11 protein-coding genes are annotated in these 19109 nt (G+C 40.3%); 2 read left to right on the top strand and 9 right to left on the bottom strand.

What is annotated here, in order from left to right:
* Window positions 1-109: 109 nt before the first annotated feature.
* The 9 genes from M3P19_RS11585 to M3P19_RS11625 are packed head-to-tail and all read right to left on the bottom strand — an operon-like array spanning window position 110 to window position 17023.
* Window positions 110-2332, bottom strand: a complete 2223-nt coding sequence (locus M3P19_RS11585; protein ID WP_249657845.1) for a GH92 family glycosyl hydrolase — start codon at window positions 2330-2332, stop codon at window positions 110-112.
* Window positions 2333-2354: 22 nt separating this feature from the next.
* On the bottom strand, window positions 2355-4688 hold the full coding sequence (locus M3P19_RS11590; protein ID WP_249657846.1) for a glycoside hydrolase family 20 protein: 2334 nt from the start codon (window positions 4686-4688) through the stop codon (window positions 2355-2357).
* 22 nt (window positions 4689-4710) lie between these two features.
* A complete protein-coding gene (locus M3P19_RS11595; protein ID WP_249657847.1) occupies window positions 4711-6129 on the bottom strand; it encodes an alpha-L-fucosidase in 1419 nt (472 codons plus the stop codon).
* Window positions 6130-6138: 9 nt separating this feature from the next.
* A complete protein-coding gene (locus M3P19_RS11600; protein ID WP_283777950.1) occupies window positions 6139-8475 on the bottom strand; it encodes a GH92 family glycosyl hydrolase in 2337 nt (778 codons plus the stop codon).
* 1 nt (window position 8476) lies between these two features.
* A complete protein-coding gene (locus M3P19_RS11605; RefSeq protein ID WP_249657848.1) occupies window positions 8477-10723 on the bottom strand; it encodes a GH92 family glycosyl hydrolase in 2247 nt (748 codons plus the stop codon).
* Between the two features lie 48 nt (window positions 10724-10771).
* Complete coding sequence (locus M3P19_RS11610; protein ID WP_249657849.1) at window positions 10772-11863, bottom strand: carbohydrate-binding family 9-like protein; 1092 nt, start codon at window positions 11861-11863, stop codon at window positions 10772-10774.
* Window positions 11864-11869: 6 nt separating this feature from the next.
* Complete coding sequence (locus M3P19_RS11615) at window positions 11870-12835, bottom strand: glycoside hydrolase family 130 protein (RefSeq protein ID WP_249657850.1); 966 nt, start codon at window positions 12833-12835, stop codon at window positions 11870-11872.
* Between the two features lie 48 nt (window positions 12836-12883).
* Window positions 12884-14761: a sodium:solute symporter family protein gene (locus M3P19_RS11620; RefSeq protein ID WP_249657851.1), complete on the bottom strand. Its 1878-nt coding sequence runs from the start codon at window positions 14759-14761 to the stop codon at window positions 12884-12886.
* A 15-nt stretch (window positions 14762-14776) separates the two neighbouring features.
* Window positions 14777-17023, bottom strand: coding sequence for a GH92 family glycosyl hydrolase (locus M3P19_RS11625; RefSeq protein WP_249657852.1), 2247 nt, complete (start codon window positions 17021-17023; stop codon window positions 14777-14779).
* Window positions 17024-17241: 218 nt separating this feature from the next.
* Between M3P19_RS11625 and M3P19_RS11630 the strand changes: the two genes are divergently transcribed.
* Both M3P19_RS11630 and M3P19_RS11635 read left to right on the top strand, forming a co-directional pair.
* Window positions 17242-18327 carry a sensor histidine kinase gene (locus M3P19_RS11630; RefSeq protein ID WP_249657853.1) on the top strand — a complete coding sequence of 362 codons (1086 nt, stop codon included), beginning with the start codon at window positions 17242-17244 and terminating at the stop codon, window positions 18325-18327.
* On the top strand, window positions 18327-19040 hold the full coding sequence (locus M3P19_RS11635; RefSeq protein WP_249658467.1) for a LytR/AlgR family response regulator transcription factor: 714 nt from the start codon (window positions 18327-18329) through the stop codon (window positions 19038-19040). The genes M3P19_RS11630 and M3P19_RS11635 overlap by 1 nt, the downstream gene beginning before the upstream one ends.
* Window positions 19041-19109: the final 69 nt, after the last annotated feature.

The raw sequence follows: 19109 nt of genomic DNA on the forward strand, positions 1-19109 counted from the left end.
ATGCTGAAAAGCTAAAGGACATCGTTACGAAAACGTTTGAGGTGGCATTTTTCAATGAAAACCTATAATTTACAGGCTTAATGAGGTATGCGATATTTTATATGTTGTTCTATTTTACGACGAACGACAATGTTTGTGTATCGATTAAATCCTTATGGGATATGAACTGGGATTTCAGTTTATTGCCATCTACGAAAATCCCAGATCTGGTTTTGCCTGATGATTTTGAAATTTCCAATACTCCTCCGTTGTAGTATTCATCATTTAATTTAATCCGGACCTTGTCAAATAATGGTGTGGTCAAAGTATAAACTGGTTCCCCTGGACTAACAGGGTAAATACCGATCATGGAAAAAACGGCCCATGCACTCATGGTCCCTGTATCATCGTTTCCTGGTAAGCCATCTGGCGCATTTTTAAAGTATGTGGAAAGTAATTCTGAAACCGTTTTTTGTGTCCTCCATTCTTCCCCCTTTACATGGTTGAATAAATAGGGGTAAGCGATGTCTGGTTCGTTGGCCATATCAAATTGGTCTTTGTCGAACACTTCCTGAAGTTTGTTAGCAAAGGATTTAGGGCCGCCCATTAACTTCATTAGCCCCTTTGCGTCATGCGAAACCATGAAGGTGTACTGCCATGCATTCCCTTCGATGAAACCCAGGTTCTTTACAAAATTTGCTCCGGTTTCAGGATTGTAAGGGCTTAGCCAACTGCCGTCATCATTTTTGGGTCTCAAGAGATTAAATTCCTTATCAAATAGGTTTCGATACGAAATGGAACGTTTGGAAAATCGTTTGTAATCTTCTTTTTTGCCCAAAGCCTTTGCTAATTGCGCTATTGCGAAATCGGTAATATTATATTCCTGGGTTGTTGAAACGGAACCGCTGTTTGTAGTTTTTGTGGTTAAATATCCTTTTGAAATATAATCGGAAATGCCTGGTCGTAATGCGTTGCCCTCTAACTGATCTGCACTTTTGACCATCGCTTCATATGCTTTTTCCACATCGAAATCCTTAATGCCTTTTAGATAGGTGTCGGCAATCACAATTCCCGCAGGGTCTCCCACCATGGTAGTGGTTTCTGTTGCATTTAATTCCCATTTAGGTAGCCATCCGGATTCGTCATAAATCTGAAGCATGCTCTTCACCATATTGGACTGCTGCTCAGGGTAAACCAAGCTCATCAATTGATGCAGATTTCGATACGTGTCCCAGAGCGAAAAAACAGTATAGCGTGTGCCATCGGTTTTGAGGGTTTCACGGGTTCTCATCTTTGGATATTCCCCATTGACATCATTGAGCGTACTTGGATGAATCAAGGTGTGGTAAAGGGCGGTGTAAAAAATGGTTTTGTCATCTGATGTGCCCCCTTCAACCTCAATACGAGAAAGATGTTCTTCCCATTGCTTTTGCGTATCCTCCAATATCGTATCGAAAGTTTTCCCAGCAGTTTCATTTTTCAAGTTTTCACGTGCATTTTCTATGCTCACATAGGAAATACCGATTTTAAGCTCTACCTGTGTTGGTCGCTCAAAATCGTATTGCATATAAGCGCCAATGCTATCACCAACTACCTCCTTGGTATAGCCTTCCATGATACGGGTTTTCCCATTGTACCCCATCCATTGTGCTTCTTCGCCTTTATAGGAGGTCGGTCGTTTCCATGTTCCAAACGCCTTAGCTGGTTCGGAGAATTTCGCAACAAAGTATACAGGGTATGCTTCTTCGGGTTTGTAATAGCAAAACGAACCTACACTCCGGATTCCTTCAATTTCAGTGGGTGAGACTACTTTAATTTGAGCACCTTGTTCATTGGTCAATCCAAGGCCAAGGTTCAACAATATGTTTGACTTGCCTTTAGGGAAACTATATTTGCTGATTCCCGATCGTGTAGTAGCTGTTGCTTCAACTTTAATATTGTATTTGTCCAGTTCATTGGAATAATAACCGACTTTGGCAACCTCATTGGAATAGGTAGTTCCATATTGCTCATGGTCTGTTACCAGTTCACCAGTAGTTGGCATGGCAATAATAACTCCTAATTCTGGGCAGCCAACTCCGCTCAAATTCACATGACTAAATCCGGTTAAAAAACTATTATCAGAGGAGTAGGGGGTGGACCACCATCTACTGTCTTTTTCAAAAGGGAGATTTTGAGGTCCAGCAACATTGAATGGAGAAACGTAGGCCATACCTCGCACCGCAATTGGGCCTGGATTAGTTGTGCCAAAATTGGAAGTGCCAATAAACGGGTTTACATAATCCGTTGGTTTTTGTTGTGCGGTTCCAAGAATTGAAATTCCTAAGACTGCTATAAGTGCTGTTATCCTCATCTTCCGATTATTGATAGTTTAATTACTGAATCAAGATTTCATCTACAAAAAGCCATGTGCCACTGCCATTAGGGGCAGTATTTAGATTTTTGGCGTTTACTTTTACATAGCGAGCTTGTTTTGGTTCAAATTCGACAATAAAATCCTTTAAAACAGGATTTCCATTTGGAGCAAAAGCTCTCGAAATAGTTCCAACATTTTCAAATACCTCCCCATCGTTAGAAGTGGAAACTTCTACCATAGTAGGGAAGAAAATACCCGGCCCTTGATTTTCCATAGAGCCAAGAACTACCTTTTCAATTGATTTTTGCCCGCTTAGATCAATTATAGCTTCCATATCATCATTTAACCAGGCAAGCCATTGACCATCATGGAAATTTTTTGTGCCTCTTACAGCATTGACTAAAGTAGAATTACCAACACCTTGATAGCGCTCATTATAAATCGTACTGAATGCTGTTGGATGGGCGACCGCTTTATGGAATTGAATGGTATCTCGGAAGGTACTACCTATAAGTTTGCCTCCTTTGAATAGGGATGCTTGGACAATGGTAGTTTCAGTGATTTCAATTGGATTTGTGTAAACTGTTGAGTTTTGAGTCAATGCTTCATCACCAAATTGGTAACGTATATTGGCATTCGGGAATTCGTTTTGTAAGGTCAGCGTAACGGTTTTGGTTTCCGTATCTGCCTCTGTTTTGGAAGTTACCAAAAAAGCACTTTTTGCTACGTTTACACCTTGATTTTCGTATCGTTTGTATTGCGTTTCCATTCGATGCGCGAAATCGTCCCAGTTTCTTGCATCTTTTGGACTCCACACAGTTTCCGATAATGCTGCCAATCTTGGATAAAGCATATACTCCGCATGTTCTGCGGTTGGGATGTATTCTGTCCAAAGGTTAGCCTGGCCTCCCAATACATGGGTTGCTTCTTCTTCGGTCATGGTTTCCACAACAGGATCAAACTGATATACTTTGCTTAAAGGTAGATATCCGCCAATAGCTAAAGGTTCTTCGTTTTGTGGTCCTTGGTAATAATCGAAATAACAGTAGCTAGTGGGGGTCATAACTACATCATGGCCATGTTGGGCCGCTTCCAATCCACCTTCAAATCCACGCCAACTCATTACCGTAGCATCCGGGGCCAATCCGCCTTCCAAGATTTCGTCCCAACCCACTAATCGTTTGCCATGTGCATTGATGAATTTCTCCATTCGCTTAATGAAGTAACTCTGTAATTCCTCAACATCCTTTAAATTTTCATTAGCCATTCGTTTCTTGCAAAATGGACATTGTTCCCAATTGGTCTTGGTGGCTTCATCTCCGCCAATATGAATATACTGGGATGGGAAAATTTCCATTACTTCGAGAAGTACATCTTCAAGAAATTCGAAGGTCGATTCTTTTCCTGCACAGTAAATATCAGTAATTGGCCATACGCCGCCGGAAGGAACGCCAATAGCTTCAGGATTTTCGAAACATTTTAAATGGGGATAGGCGGCAATAGCACTGGTCACGTGTGCCGGCATTTCAATTTCTGGAATGACTTCAACATTTTTAGACGCGGCGTAAGCAACGATTTCCTTTAGTTCATTTTGTGTAAAAAAACCACCATAGGTTCCTTTTTGTCCTGCCTTTATTGGTTCTCTACTATTCCAATGTAACTCTTCCTGATCTACCCTCCAGGCACCAACTTCGGTTAGTTTGGGGTATTTCTTTATTTCTATTCTCCAGCCTTGGTCATCCACTAAGTGAAGATGCAGTACATTCATTTTGTGTTTGGCCAATTGATCAATGGTGTTTTTGATATATGCCTTATCCAAAAAATGCCGTGAAAGATCTAGCATCACGCCACGCCATTTAAATCTTGGGCCATCATTTATAATGACGTTTGGGACTTCCCACTGGATATTTTCCACCAGCGTATTACCTTCAAATTCTACAGGGAGTAATTGTTGTAAACTTTGTATTCCATACAAGTACCCTGCCTGGTCGTTAGCCCGGATAACAATTTTATCGCTGCTAACTTCTAATAGATAATTTTCATTTTCCAAGGAATCATCATGGGTTAACAGTATGTAGTTTGAAGCTGGTTCTGAAGCAACAATTTCGAGCTTCCAATCCGCAACGTTTTTAAAATTGGTTTGAAGCATTTCCAAGGTTTCCGAAGTAGCTTCATCCAAGGCAACCAACTTGGTGTTTTCGGTGAACGAAAATGCCCCGGGATTTAGTGTTACCTGTTTGGGTTTTGGAATAATGGTGATATCCTCTTCCGTATAGACTTTGGTGCTTTTCGTGTGGCATCCAAAGCAAACGATTGTTAGCAATGTTAAAATGCCGATTCGTATTTTTTTCATTTGTATTTGCTAAGGGGTTGGTTTATGGGTTTGATTGGATTACAGTATCTGATTCGATTTGCAATAAAGTCAAATCAGTATATCGTGAAAGGTTGTCATTATCCCAAAACATAACATGTCCTTGACCGCGATAAAGTTCAATTTCTTCTTCCAATGAAACTTCCAAAACGGTGACATAAGGATCTAAGCTATTTGCTTCAGGTGTAGAAATACGCAAAATCCCTGGGATGTTCTTCCACGCGGCACCACCATTTCTGGTAAAACTCAATTCCTCATCAGATCCAACAACTTTGATAGATTTGACTTTGGTCTGAAGACCTTTTAATGAAATGTAGTTTTTTGGATTATCAAACAAACAGAGATAGATTTTCTTTTTATCCTTTGATATCATGGAGGGTCCGTAAAAGTGACCATAAGGTAAGCCTGCTTTGGTATCAAAAACCGCATCTGAATGTTTGTTGATCCATTCCCCTAACGTTTCCAGGCGATCTTTTTGTTCTTTGGCAATTGTACCGTCAGGTTTGGGTCCAATATTGAGCAATAAATTCCCCCCATTGGAAATTACCTCAACAAAAGTCCGGATAATCTGGGACTTGGGTTTGTAATTCGTATCAGTCGGGTAATAGCCCCAATTATCATTCATGGTCATGCAGAATTCCCAAGGACCATCGGGTCGAACAACAGGTATTCCTTGTTCTGGGGTTCTGTAATCTCCATATTGATTAAGTCTGGAATTGATGATTAAATTGGGATTCCAAGATAGTAAAGTGTCCTTCAAGGCTTTTGAACGCCATTGCTCTGCTGATTTTTCCCAATCCCCATCAAACCAATATAAATCTGGTTTAAATTGGGAACTAAGTTCTTTTAATTGCCCTTGGTAAAAAGTGATAAATCGTTCCCAAGAATCCATTTTCTTTTGACCTTTTTGCGGATAGTCTTTTTTTGTATTTGGTCTAGGAAAAACCACTTCGTAATCGGGATGTGACCAATCACACAAGGAATAGTAGAGTCCCACTTTCAAATCTTGATTTCTAAGTGCATTTACATATGGGGTTACCAAATCCCGTTTAGCAGGGGTTTTGTCTACTACATTCAAATGACTTAGTTTGGTATCCCATAGCGCAACTCCATCGTGATGTTTTGTTGTCATGACTACATATCGTGCGCCTATTTTCTTGAAAAGTTTGGCCCATTCTTCGGCATTGTAATATGCTGCGGTAAACTTTTCTCCTTGTTTCATATAGTCCTCATAGGATATCTTCTTGTGATAAAGAGACCACGATTCCGTAATGCCATTCACCCCATAATAGCCCCAATGGATAAAAACACCAAGTTTGGCATCTTGGAACCATTGCATGCGAGGATCATCCTTTGGAATTTCAGTTTGTGCAAATGCATTTAGTCCAAAAAAAAGACACAACGCTACTATTCTACTTTTCATGATATGCCTTTATTGATTGGATAGGGAATATGGGGCTGCGGAATCTGAAGTGCCCCATTCCTGATTAGGTTCGGTTCCCATACTAAAATTCAGACTACCGCCTTCTTGAACCGTTTCTGTTGCTAACCAAGTCTGGTTAAATTCTGAACCGTTGAGGGTTGCATTTTGGATGAAAGGGGATGATTTCCCATTTCCATTTGCTCTAACGGTAAATGTATTCCCATTCTGAAGATGTAAAGTTGCTTCATCAAACAAGGGACTGCCTAATACATACTGATTGGTAGCTGGTGCCACTGGGTAGAAGCCCAATGCGCTATAAACATACCAAGCTGAGGTTTGACCGTTATCTTCGTCTCCACAATAACCATCTGGTGCCGGTGTATACAATTTTGTCAATACCTCGCGCACCTTTTGTTGGGTCTTCCAAGGTTGCTTGGCATAATTGTACAAGTAGATCATATGCTGTATGGGTTGATTCCCGTGGGCATAATTCCCCATGTTCATGATTTGCATTTCCCGAATCTCATGAATCGTAAATCCATAATAGGAGGCGTCGTATTCTGGGGGCATATTGAATACCCCATCAAGCATACCGGTAAATTCGGTACTGCCACCCATTAAATCTATGAGCCCTTGTACGTCGTGAAAAACACTCCAAGTATAATGTAGACTATTACCTTCGGTAAAAGCATCGCCCCATTTCAAGGGGTTAAATGGAGCTTGGAAACTTCCATCCTTGTTTTTGCCACGCATTAGTTTGGTGGTGGGGTCGAATAGTTTTTTGTAGTTGAGGGATTTTTTATAGTATTCTTCAGCAATTTCGTTTTTCCCAAGCGATTTTGCCATTTGTGCAATGGTGAAATCGGCATAGGCATATTCCAATGTTCTGGCCGCATTCTCGTTAATCCCTACATCATAAGGAACATATCCCAATTCATTGTAATAGTCCAATCCAGCCCTGCCTACACTATTTACTGGTCTTCCATCAGCCACCGTGGCATTTTTCAGTATGGCATCCAAAAGGACTTCTTTATCAAAACCTTTTACACCGCTTAAATGAGCATCTGCGATTATTGGAGCGGAATTGGACCCGATCATGCAGTCGCGATGACCTGGACTGGCCCATTCCGGAAGCCAACCGGATTCTTTGTAGGTGTTCGCCAAACCTTCCATGATATTGCTATTCAATTCGGGATACATCATATTGAAGAAAGGAAAAACGGCTCTAAAAGTGTCCCAAAAACCATTGTCGGTGAACATATATCCTGGAAGCACCTGTCCATTGTATGGACTATAGTGCACAATTTGATCATTGGCGTCCATTTCATAAAATTTTCTTGGAAACAGAAGTACCCGATACAGACAAGAATAGAAAGTACGAAGATGGTCAATGTTTGATGTACTTACTTCAATTCTATTAAGTTCATTCTCCCAAGCATTTGTAGCTGCGGTTCTGGTTTCTTTGAAGCTTTTTGACCCAATTTCCCTGTCCAAATTCAATTGTGCCTGGTCTGGACTAATGAAAGAAGAAGCGACTTTTACATGCACGGCTTCACCTCTTTTGGTCTTAAAACCGATGATAGCACCAACATGCTCACCTTCACTTTCTTGTGAGTTTTCCTTAAGGTTCCAGTTATCACCCCAAGTATGTGTCAATTCAAAATCTTTGTCAAACTCAGCAACGAAGTAATTATGGAAATTTTCAGGAACCCCTCCACTGTTATTTCTGCAATAGCCAATGATTTTTCGCTCTTCAGGAATGATTTTTACCATGGAGCCCTTAAAGAAAGCATCTAGGAGGATATAGGCCGAATCGGTTTCTGGAAAGGTAAACCTAAAATGTGCTGCACGCTCTGTGGGGGTAACTTCGGCTACCACATCGTAGTCCGCCAGATAAACACTGTAATAGTCGGGTCTTACCGTTTCTGCTTTATGTGAAAAGTGGGAAACACGTTCATCTTCTTTGTATTTTAATTCGCCGGTTACCGCCATTAAGGAGAATGCAGCATAATCATTTATCCAAGGACTGGGTTGGTGTGTCTGTTTTATACCACGAATGGTTTTTTCATCATACTTGTAGGTCCAGCCATCACCCATTTTGGAGGTCATAGGGGTCCAAAAATTCATTCCCCAAGGTGTAGCTATCGCCGGATAGGTATTTCCATTGGATAAACTAAAATCGGAATCCGTTCCCATTAAGGGATTCACGTAGGAGAGCAAAGGTTCTTTGTTTGTTGAGTCTTCCTTTATACTAGCGTTATTTGTTTCTGTGCACGAATGCAATAAAAATATTGCCATAATCGCCCATGCACTTTTCAAAAAAATTGTGGCCTTAAATTTTTTCATGCTAATAATAGATTTTGTTTGTTGCTGGATTCTCTCTTTTATTCCTGTTCGCCAAACTGGCGTCGTTGGTAAGCCGGAACTCCAATGTGCCTCCAGTTATGATTTCTTTGTGTGTGATAAAGTTTCGATTGAGTTCCTCACCATTTAAATAGATCTGTGCTACAAATTTTGAATTTTCAGCACCTTCGGCCTTAATGGTAAATATATTCCCATTCGGCATTAAGATTTCAGCCTTTTCGAACATAGGGATTCCCAAATCGTAAGCGCCTTGGGCTGGGTTAACTGGATAAAATCCTAAAGCACTGAAAATATACCAAGAGGACATCTGACCACAATCTTCATTGCCGCAATGCCCGTTAGGCTCATTTTTATACTGCCCCTCCATAATCTGCCGAACCAGTTTTTGCGTTTCCGCTGGTTGATCAATGTGATTGTAGAGGTAAGCTACATGATGGCTAGGTTCGTTGCCATGGGCATATTGCCCAATCATTCCTGTACTGAACAGCGGTAATTTATCATCAGGTTCAGGTGCATAGGAGAACATGGAGTCCAATTTTTGCGTAAATCTTTCAGGACCTCCAGTCTTGCTGATTAATCCTTCAATATCTTGTGGAACAAACCAGTAATAATGCCAAGCGTTGCTTTCACAGAAGTATGGGGTATATTCCTTAGGAATAAATGGATTTATGAAACTGCCTTCCAAATCTTTGGGTTGAAGCCAAGATGACTTCTCGTTATATAGGTTTTGCCAGTTTTTTGAACGTTGTAAAAACAATTCGTAGTCCGAATTTTTGCCCAATGCTTTGGCGAACACAGCAATGCACCAATCATCATAGGCGTATTCCATTGTTTTGGAAACTGACCAGTTTTCATGTTGTTCATCAACAGGGATATATCCCCTTTCCATATAGACATCAATCTGACGTTCTTCCTTTGTGGCACTTTGCTTGCATGCTTCGAACGCCAACTCGGTGTCAAAGTCATAACCTTTAAAATAGGCATCAACAATCACAGGTACAGCATGATACCCTATCATCATGTGGGTTTCACTGCCTTGCATGGACCAAACAGGAAGTGCTCCAGTTTCTTTGTAGTGGGCCAATAAACTCTTGACCATGTCAGGAACCCGTTCTTGTTGGATGATAGTATAAAGTGGGTGCGCAGCACGAAAGGTATCCCATAAGGAAAATGTATCATAACGATCAAAACCCGATGCTTTAGCAATGGTATCCATGCCTTCCAAATGCATGCCGTTTGTATTGTTTGCGGCTTTGTATTCCCCATTGCTGTCACTGTAAAGTGTTGGGGCCAGCATGGATTGGTACATCATTGTATAGAAAACAGAATTCTTTTGGGCATCTTTGGAAGCAATCTTGATTTTTCCTAGTTCTTTTTCCCATTGCGATTTAGCTTTCGACCTAATTGTATCAAAATTTGTGTTTGCTTCTACATCAATTGCTTTTCCAGCTGCGGCACTACTTACTGAAGAAAGCCCTGTTTTAACTACAACCTGTTCACTCTCTATTGTGCTGTAATCCAAGGAAATTTTCTTAGAGGTTGTATCGCCTTGAATTTCATATGAATTGAACGGTTTGGAAAAACGCATCTCAAAAAATAGCTGCTGGTTTCTTGCCCAACCGTTAGAATATCGGTGGCCTCTTATGGTAGAGTCGTTGACAACCTCCAAGGCGGTGTTGGTGGGGCTGTCCCAGTTGAGGCTGTAACCAAGGTCTATATGTATCTGCGAATTTTCATCTTTTGGGAAAGTGTATCGATGCACACCGACTCTGGGAGTGGCTGTCATCTCTGCTTTGATGTCAAAATCCAGTAAGTTCACCCAATAATATCCTGGTGATGCACCTTCCTGTTCATGGTTAAAACTGGAATACGGTTTAAAGTTGTTTTCCTCAATCCGATTGGAATAACGACTGTTGGTTGGCATTACCAAAATATCATACAAATCCCCAGCACCTGTACCGGTAAGATGTGTATGTGAAAAACCAGTAATGATGGAATCTTGATAATAGTAGCCGGCAATTCGGTCCCATCCAGGAATCCCAATATCAGGGCTTAACTGAACCATGCCAAACGGGGTAGTAGCTCCGGGGTAAGTGTTTCCAGGTCCGTCAGTTCCAATAAACGGGTTTACGTAGGTAGTGAGGGATTCCTCCGTTGCTTTGTTTTCTGATGGGGAAGTACATCCAATCGTAAAAATCAGTGCTCCCAATAACGCAAAACCCAACTTCATTTGCTTGATTTTTCTTTTTGTTTTTATGCTAGCTTCGAATACAAGCGGTCATTGCTCATAAGTTTTGAATTGACCCTCTTTATCCACCGACAAAATATTCCCGGTAAATGGACTCTTTACCCAAATGGTAAATCCTTTAGTATAGGTTTCCAAAACCGGAGTTATGGTTTTACCCAAAATTTGTTTTGATTTACCATTGAACTGGTCTAGAGAAACGGATTCCCAAGCTGGTTTTCCATCTCGCTGTTGTATTACTTCGCGATAGCGCTCGTAAAGATGCCACTTAATGTGTTCGTCTTGAGGTATCACAAATTCATCGGCCTTTCCGCCAACTGGGTTTTCTGTAAAATACACATAACCCCATCGTTCAGGTTCGTGCATATTGATAACATATTGCGGCGACCATACCCAATTGTTTTCATGCAAATATTCCCCTTTGTCATCTTTTTTTCTCCCGTACTTGCCGTCGGTGACTTCGAAATCCCAGTTAACCCTAGAGAAGCCAACACGCCAAAAAGTATTTTTGGGAATATTGTTGTGGTAATACCCCGTTCGCAATGCTTTGAATGGGATCTCAACTTCTATGCTCCAACCTTGATCGGTATCTGTTGGGTCATTTAAGGTGCCTTGTATAGCAACGGCGGATTTCATTCCTAATGCTTCCCAGCCATTTACTGTTTCATTACCCATGCGGTATGGAGCAGTTAAATATTGATCCCATACGGTGTTCAATATGTTCCATTCCAATTCGTAGTAGCCATGTACATCTGCCTCGGGATCTAAGAATATTTCAAAATCATTATTATGGAAAATCACTGCGTCATGTTCGGTGATATCCCCCCAAACATGAGGTTCTTCCAATTGAGCGAAAAAATAGACGTTTTCTTCATCCCATAACATTTTCATTCGCGTATTGTAGGTGGGTTTTTTGTTACCTTCAATATCTATGAAAAAATCTGACCAAGGTGCTTTTTGCCATGCTGTTTCAGCAGCCTTTCCGTCGATATTCAACTTTTCCGTGGTTCTGTAAGCCACATATTGTCTAGGGGTTTCTTGGGCAGCCAATGCTATACATCCCAAGTAAAGAAAGAAGAGTATAAAGCTGATCGCTTTTCTATTTTTTTCGAAAAATTGTTCCATGGTGAATCATAAACTGTTTTCCTTGGTGAATTTTACAATCTCTGAAATATGTCCAAATGCCATTGCCGTAACCGTGTCCGCTGCACCGTAATAGATGGCAACTTTATCTTCTTCAATTGAATGAAGACTTGCGCAAGGGAAGACTACGTTTGGAACATCTCCAACACATTCATAATGGGTCTGTGGTGATAACAAATACGGTTGGGTTCTGTATTTAACTACATCTGGTTGATTTTCATCCAATATGGCAGCGCCCATTGAATATCTAAATCCATTACAGGTATTGATCACACCATGATAGAACATTAACCAACCTTCAACTGTGCGAATCGGGACCGATCCGGCACCAATTTTAGTACATTGCCATGCACTGTCTTCAAATGGGGAAGCTTTCATAACGCATCTATGTTCTCCCCAATATTTCATGTCGGGACTAAAACTAACATAGATATCCCCAAATGGTGTATGCCCGTTATCACTTGGCCTGCTTAACATGGCATATTTCCCATTGATTTTTTCTGGAAAAAGCACACCGTTTCTGTTAAATGGTAGAAAGGCATTTTCACATTGGAAAAATTCCTTGAAATCGAATGTATAACCAATGCCGATGGTAGGGCCATGATATCCATTGCACCAGGTAATCCAATATCGGTCTTCTATATAGGTTACCCTTGGGTCGTATTTATAATCGGAATCGATCATTTGGGTATTCCCGGTTTTGAATTCAATGGGATTATGTTCGATGTCCCAATCGATTCCATTTTTGCTGAAACCAGCAAAAATATTCATTTGCACAGCTTTGTTATCACATCTGAATACTCCAGCATACCCTTCTTCAAAAGGAACTACAGCACTATTGAATATGCTGTTGGAGCTTGGTATTGCATCACGTTGGATTATCGGATTTTCACTATACCTCCAAATAACATCTTGGGTCCCTTCTGGGCGCTCTTGCCATGGTATGGTGTTCATATTTTCCAATTCTGATTTTCTGTTTTTTGATTCGTAAATGGTCTTTTGTTAATTCGGTATTTTATTGACGCGGTTCAGCCATGTATATTTCAATATAATTGAAGTCACGATAAAAACCGCCAAGGAGGCACCCATTTTTGGATAATCTCGGATGAGAAGATAAATAGGTAGTAAGATCATACTTGATTGCCAGATGATTCCGATAAGACAATTGAACATATCCAACCAGAAATCATTGTTCTTTTCAAAGTTGGAATCTTCTAATTTCAATTGGTCATGGATAGGTTTCCACCAACCCCAAGGTTTTACTTCCTTATAAAAAGATTTCAAGACGCTGGTTTCGGTGGGTTTGGTTAAATAGGTTCCCAGGAATGAACCTAACAAAGAAACCCCAAAAATAATCGGGAATAGATATATGGCATGAATGTGCGATAACTCATATAATAAGGTATCCTCAACAAAATTTGCTTTATTCTGATCTAGGAAGTATTGAAAGGTCGCTACGATCAATCCGGCAACCATGCCCCAGAAGTATCCCCAGCCATTAAAGCGCCACCAAATCCATTTTAGGAAATTGGCCGCGACATAACCCCCATATAATGCGCTGGTGATCCAAAGCGTAAGTGAATTAATGGAATCAGCAAAAAATCCCATACAAACACCTAAACCAACCACTGCAAAAGAAGCTAAATGACTTGCTTTGATGTAATGTTTATTGGTGGCTTCTGGTTTAAAGTATTTTTTATAAATATCGTTTACAATATATGCCGGACCAGAATTTACAAAGGCTGAGAATGTTGACATAAATGCGGCCAAAAGACCAGCCAATAACAAGCCTTTGATGCCAACTGGGATATGATGGTTAATAACCTTGGGTAAAATAATTTCTAAATCACCTCCATTTAAATTCGGATTTGAACTCATTTCGGGCACTAATGTAACCAGTGCAATAACTACTATTCCAGTAATAAGTAAATAACGTGGGATATAAAGTACAAGACTTGTGAACCCGCTCATATAAGCCGATTCTTTCACGGTTCTTGTTGAAAGAATACGCTGAAAATCAAAACCAGGTACAGGCCCGGCAATACTAGCGAAAAAGCCTTTGAATAAAGTCATACCTATAAATGCCCCGAACATCTTATAACCTTCAGTATCGATAAGATCATTGAATGCTTGAAATTTAGTGCTCCAATGATCTCCCAGTTCATTGCTAAAGAAAATACTGCGCCATTCTGGTGAAAGCACCGCATTGATATCAACATCTGCAACTGAAACAAAAGTATATCCCGCAATTAGCAATCCGGCAATTACCATGATTATGTATTGCAATACTTCAGTGGCAACCACAGAAAACATCCCCCCTTTAATAGTGTAAATGGTAGTAAGCACAATAATAATCAAAGCATAAGATTGTTCTGAAGTCAATAGGAGAAGATTTCCAAATTCCAAAGGAATATTCCAGGGGAGTATTATGGCCATGAATTTACCGGCACCTTCAAAAAAGTAGGCAATAAAACCGATAGTTGAGATTATGGCGAAAATAGCAATGATCAAATGCGAAGCCCTTCCCGCTTTGCCATCACCAAAGCGAGTCAAGATCCACTCGGAACCGGTCATGATGTTGGATCTACGTATCCAGACTGCAAGGAACATCATTACAAATATTTGGTTCCAGACCGGCCATAACCACATAAACATAAAGCTTTTGGCTCCGTAGAGAAACAAAATACCTACCATCCATGCGGTTCCGGACACATCAAACATACCAGAGCCATTACTTAGACCCAGATAATACCATTTGATGTTATTTCCGCCCAAAAAATACGATTCCAATCCCTTGGAAGCCTTTTTTGAAACCCATATTCCAATGAACAGGGTAAGCAAAATGTAAGCTATGATAATCGAAATGTCAATTACTTCCATACTGTAGTTACCTTCTTATTGAATTCCCCAATTCATATTGGGTTCAGGTCCCATTTCAAACTCCAAAGTTCCTCCAGCTATGAGTTCCTTGTGGGAAATATGGCTGCGTTGCATATTTTCCCCGTTTAGTTTTGCCGATTGAATGTATTTATTGATTGATGAATTGTTTTTTGCCGTAATTACAAATGTTTTATCCTTGGACACGTTCAAAGTGACTTTGTCAAATATGGGACTACCAATTTCATACTGACCGGATGCAGGATTCATCGGATAGAAGCCCATAGCACTGAAAACATACCAAGCTGACATTTGACCACAGTCCTCATTACCACTTAAGCCATTAGGTTTGGTGCTGTACTGCGTATTCAAAATTTTTCTGATCCATTCCTGTGTTTTCCAAGGTTTGTTGGCCTTATTGTACAAATAGGCAATGTGATGACTGGGTTCATTTCCATGAGCGTACTGGCCTATTAAACCTGTAATATCCGCTGAAACATTATCGCCGGAGATTTCAGAGGTTTCCGTAAATAACTGTTCCAGTTTTTCGGTGAAAGGTTCAGGGCCTCCGTGCAGCGCTATAAATGTTGGTACATCGTGGAGTACAAACCAGCTGTGCTGCCATGCATTACCTTCTGTATAATCCGTGCCTTCCCTATGGGCAGAATATTTGGGGTCAAATGGTTCGTTCCAAGTTTTTCCATCTTCGGATTTACCTCGCATAAAACCAGTTTCCTTATCGAAATGATATTTGAATGCCTTGGAACGCTTTAAGAAATATTGATAATCTTCTTCCTTTCCCAAATCTTTCGCCATTTGAGCTACGCACCAATCATTGTAAGCCAATTCCAATCCAATGGTAACCGATTCGTCCAACGAATTGAAAGGGATGTAGCCAAATTCTTTGTAAGGAGCCAATCCACGGATATCGCCCATCATGGTATTTTTGACGGCTTCATATGCTTTGTCCACATCGTAATTACGCAATCCTTTCAAATACGCTTCTGCTATCACGGAAACACCATGGTTACCAGTCATGGTATTGGTTTCGTTTCCGTAAAGTGTCCATACCGGAAGCCTACCTTGTTCTTCATAATAAGCCAACATAGATTGGACAATGTCGTCTACTTTAGCAGGATGTATGATGTTGAGTAGTGGATTTTCTGCCCGGAAAGTGTCCCAAAGTGAGAGCGTGGAGTACGCATCCCAGCCGGAAGATTTGGCTATACTATCGTTTTGCAAACGAAATTCACCATTTACATCACTGAATCGGACTGGTGCTACTTGGGTATGATAGAGTGCGGTATAAAAAATGGTTTTAAGTGAATCTTGCGGTGTCTCCACCGTAATTTTGGACAATAAATTTTCCCATTGTGAATTGGTCTTTCCCTTGACATTTTCAAATTCCTTCCCAATACCGTGTGCTGCTAAATTGGCTTTTGCATTTTCAACACTCACTGAAGAAACAGCAATCATCAGTTCCACAGTTTTAGTGCTATCGGTTGCCATAAAAAACTGTGCGCCAACTTTTTTGCCAACTACAGGGTTGGAAGTGCCGATAGTTTCGCCATCGGCTACAAAAGACGAGTTTTCAATGGCCGTTTTGCTTTTTATGGCGTAAAACAATTTTTGGTTTTTTGCCCAGCCAGTACTATGTCGATAACCAGTAATAGTATGAGCATCTTCTTGGTTTATTGCACTTTCCAGAGGTGCATCCCAATTAATCGCAAAACCTAGGTCCAATATGAACGATGGTTGGCCTTCAGTATATGCATATTTATGGAACGCCACATACTCATTGGCGGTAAGTTCCACGGTAACGGCAGGGTCGATTAAATCTACTTTGTAATATCCTGGGATTGCGATTTCTGAGTCATGGGAAAAACTACTGGTGTAGGGAAGACTATCCTTAGGTTTGCCAAAATGGGTTAACTCAACTTCTGTGTTGGTAGGCATTAAAATCAAATCAGCTAAGTCCCCTATTCCTGTCCCGCTTAAATGTAACTGACCAAATCCTGAGATAGTGTTATCTGTGATGTGATAGCCAGAACACCAATCCCATCCAGCCGTACCATTGTCAGGGCTAGGTTGCACCATTCCAAATGGGGCAGTGGCACCTGGAAATGTATGCCCATGCCCGCCTGTCCCGATGAAAGGATCGACAAAATCAGTAAGTTTTTTGGCTGGTACTTGTTTTTGGGTTTCCGCACAAGATAAACACAATAGGATAGCGGAAACAAACAGTATTGTCGTATTCCTGTTCATCGGACAATCGGGTTAGAATTGGTTATTTTTATACTTTTTTGCAAGTTTGATACGGTTTCGTTATAGTTGGTGTGCGGTAAGTCGGGTCGTGTTGATTAGTGTCTTGTAATTCTAAATATTTATAATTTTATCCGCTGGTCGAATAAATTTAGACCAACAACAAAGCCCAAAAGCTAAACAGCAGAAAAACCGTACAATCTTAAAAAACACTGCGTTTCATGTACATAAACAACAAATTGGAGGATCTCTTAAAAGTGGAAACTCCGCAGCAGTACAACATCACTTATAAGCATCATATCATATTTTGGTTGATCTATTTTTTGCTCAATACGTTGCGATGGGGTAGCATCCATAATGATTTTGCGTTGTCCTTAAAAACCAACCTGATTGGATTTCCTATACATATTGCGCTTTCCTATTTCAATATCTATTACTTGATGCCCAAGTTTGTCTATACCAGACAATATGTAACCTATGCCTTGTTGGTTCTGGCTTGCCTGTTTTTTATGCTTGTAGTGAAATTCAATCTAACGTATTATTTGGTCAGCACCAATGTGATGCCTGAAGGGGATGAATATACCGATAGCCTTACCTTGAATTATGCGATTATCACGATGTTTGGCGAGCTGTATGTGGTGGCCTTTGCAACCGCAATCAAGGTTACTGTTGACTGGTTAAGGGAGCATAGTAAATTACATGATTTGGAGAAGCGCCAATTGACAACGGAATTAAAGTTCCTTCGGTCACAAGTTTCGCCACACTTTTTCTTCAATACTTTGAATAACATATATTCCCTGACCTTAGAGAAATCGGAAAAAGCACCCGAGGTAATCCTAAAGTTATCTGGGCTGATGAGGTACCTTCTTTATGCAACTCGTAAACGAAAACAAGACTTGAAAAGTGAAATCGATTGTATCCAAAATTATATTGATTTGGAACGTATTCGATTCAACGATACCTTGGAAATCGATTTTGGAATTTCTGGAGATTTGGAAAACAAGGAAATTGCTCCCATGTTATTGGTTCCATTGATAGAAAACTGCTTTAAACATGGGGCTAGCAAGAATATTGGGGATATGAATATCACCATTGATATCGATGTGGATGACGATTTTTTGTATTTTAAAGTATCGAATACCATTCCTAAACGTGACAATAATAGCCAAGTGGCCACACGTAGTGGGGGGATTGGTTTGTCAAATGTTAAAAAGAGATTAGAACTGGGTTATGACCCAAATGATTATGAACTTTCCATATTTGAAAAGGAAAACAGGTTCCATGTTGATTTAAAACTTAAAGTATGATGACCTTCAAAGTGATTGTAGTTGATGATGAGCCTTTGGCCATCAATGTGCTGAAAAATTATGTGCAACAGGTGAACCAATTGGAATTGATCCAGACATTTTCCAATGCCGTAGATGCCAATTTGTTTCTCCAGGAAAACGAGGTGGATATCATCTTTTTGGATATCAACATGCCCATTTTGGATGGCCTTGAGTTTTTGGCGTCACTAAAAAAGGCGCCTATGATTGTGATTACCACAGCTCATGAGGAGTATGCGTTAAAGAGCTTTGAACTGGAAGCTATAGACTATTTAGTGAAACCCATACCTTTTCCTAGGTTTCTCAGGGCAATCAATAGGATTATTTCACTAAAACAAGGTGCTGCAGGCGCGGGACATAGTAGCAGTGAAAAACCAAGCATTTTTGTAAAAGTTGATAAGAAAAAGCTCCAAAAAATATTTATTGATGAAATAGTGGTAGTTGAAAGCCTTAAAGACTACATCCGTATAAAGACGACATCTGCAAAATACATCATCCATAAAACTTTGGGTAGTTTCACTGATGAGTTGCCTAGTGATAAATTCATTCGAATCCATAGGTCCTATACTATTGCCATTGACAAGGTAGAGGCCATTGAAGGAAACAGCTTGGAAGTTGACGGCATTCGTTATACAATTGGACGCAGCTACCTCAATGAAGCAAAGAGCAGAATTTTAAATGACACTATAACTTGAAGTATTTAACTGGTTTACAGTTGTTTTTCATTTGGTTTCATTGATCTTTCCCTTTTAGTTATTGGTCGA

The organism is Flagellimonas spongiicola (assembly GCF_023502425.1).
Lineage (GTDB): Bacteria > Bacteroidota > Bacteroidia > Flavobacteriales > Flavobacteriaceae > Flagellimonas > Flagellimonas spongiicola.

Coding starts and splice junctions, on each gene's coding strand:
- M3P19_RS11585 (WP_249657845.1), bottom strand. CDS start 2,332: ATGAGGATAACAGCACTTATAGCAGTCTTAGGAATTTCAATTCTTGGA.
- M3P19_RS11590 (WP_249657846.1), bottom strand. CDS start 4,688: ATGAAAAAAATACGAATCGGCATTTTAACATTGCTAACAATCGTTTGC.
- M3P19_RS11595 (WP_249657847.1), bottom strand. CDS start 6,129: ATGAAAAGTAGAATAGTAGCGTTGTGTCTTTTTTTTGGACTAAATGCA.
- M3P19_RS11600 (WP_283777950.1), bottom strand. CDS start 8,475: ATGAAAAAATTTAAGGCCACAATTTTTTTGAAAAGTGCATGGGCGATT.
- M3P19_RS11605 (WP_249657848.1), bottom strand. CDS start 10,723: ATGAAGTTGGGTTTTGCGTTATTGGGAGCACTGATTTTTACGATTGGA.
- M3P19_RS11610 (WP_249657849.1), bottom strand. CDS start 11,863: ATGGAACAATTTTTCGAAAAAAATAGAAAAGCGATCAGCTTTATACTC.
- M3P19_RS11615 (WP_249657850.1), bottom strand. CDS start 12,835: ATGAACACCATACCATGGCAAGAGCGCCCAGAAGGGACCCAAGATGTT.
- M3P19_RS11620 (WP_249657851.1), bottom strand. CDS start 14,761: ATGGAAGTAATTGACATTTCGATTATCATAGCTTACATTTTGCTTACC.
- M3P19_RS11625 (WP_249657852.1), bottom strand. CDS start 17,023: ATGAACAGGAATACGACAATACTGTTTGTTTCCGCTATCCTATTGTGT.
- M3P19_RS11630 (WP_249657853.1), top strand. CDS start 17,242: ATGTACATAAACAACAAATTGGAGGATCTCTTAAAAGTGGAAACTCCG.
- M3P19_RS11635 (WP_249658467.1), top strand. CDS start 18,327: ATGACCTTCAAAGTGATTGTAGTTGATGATGAGCCTTTGGCCATCAAT.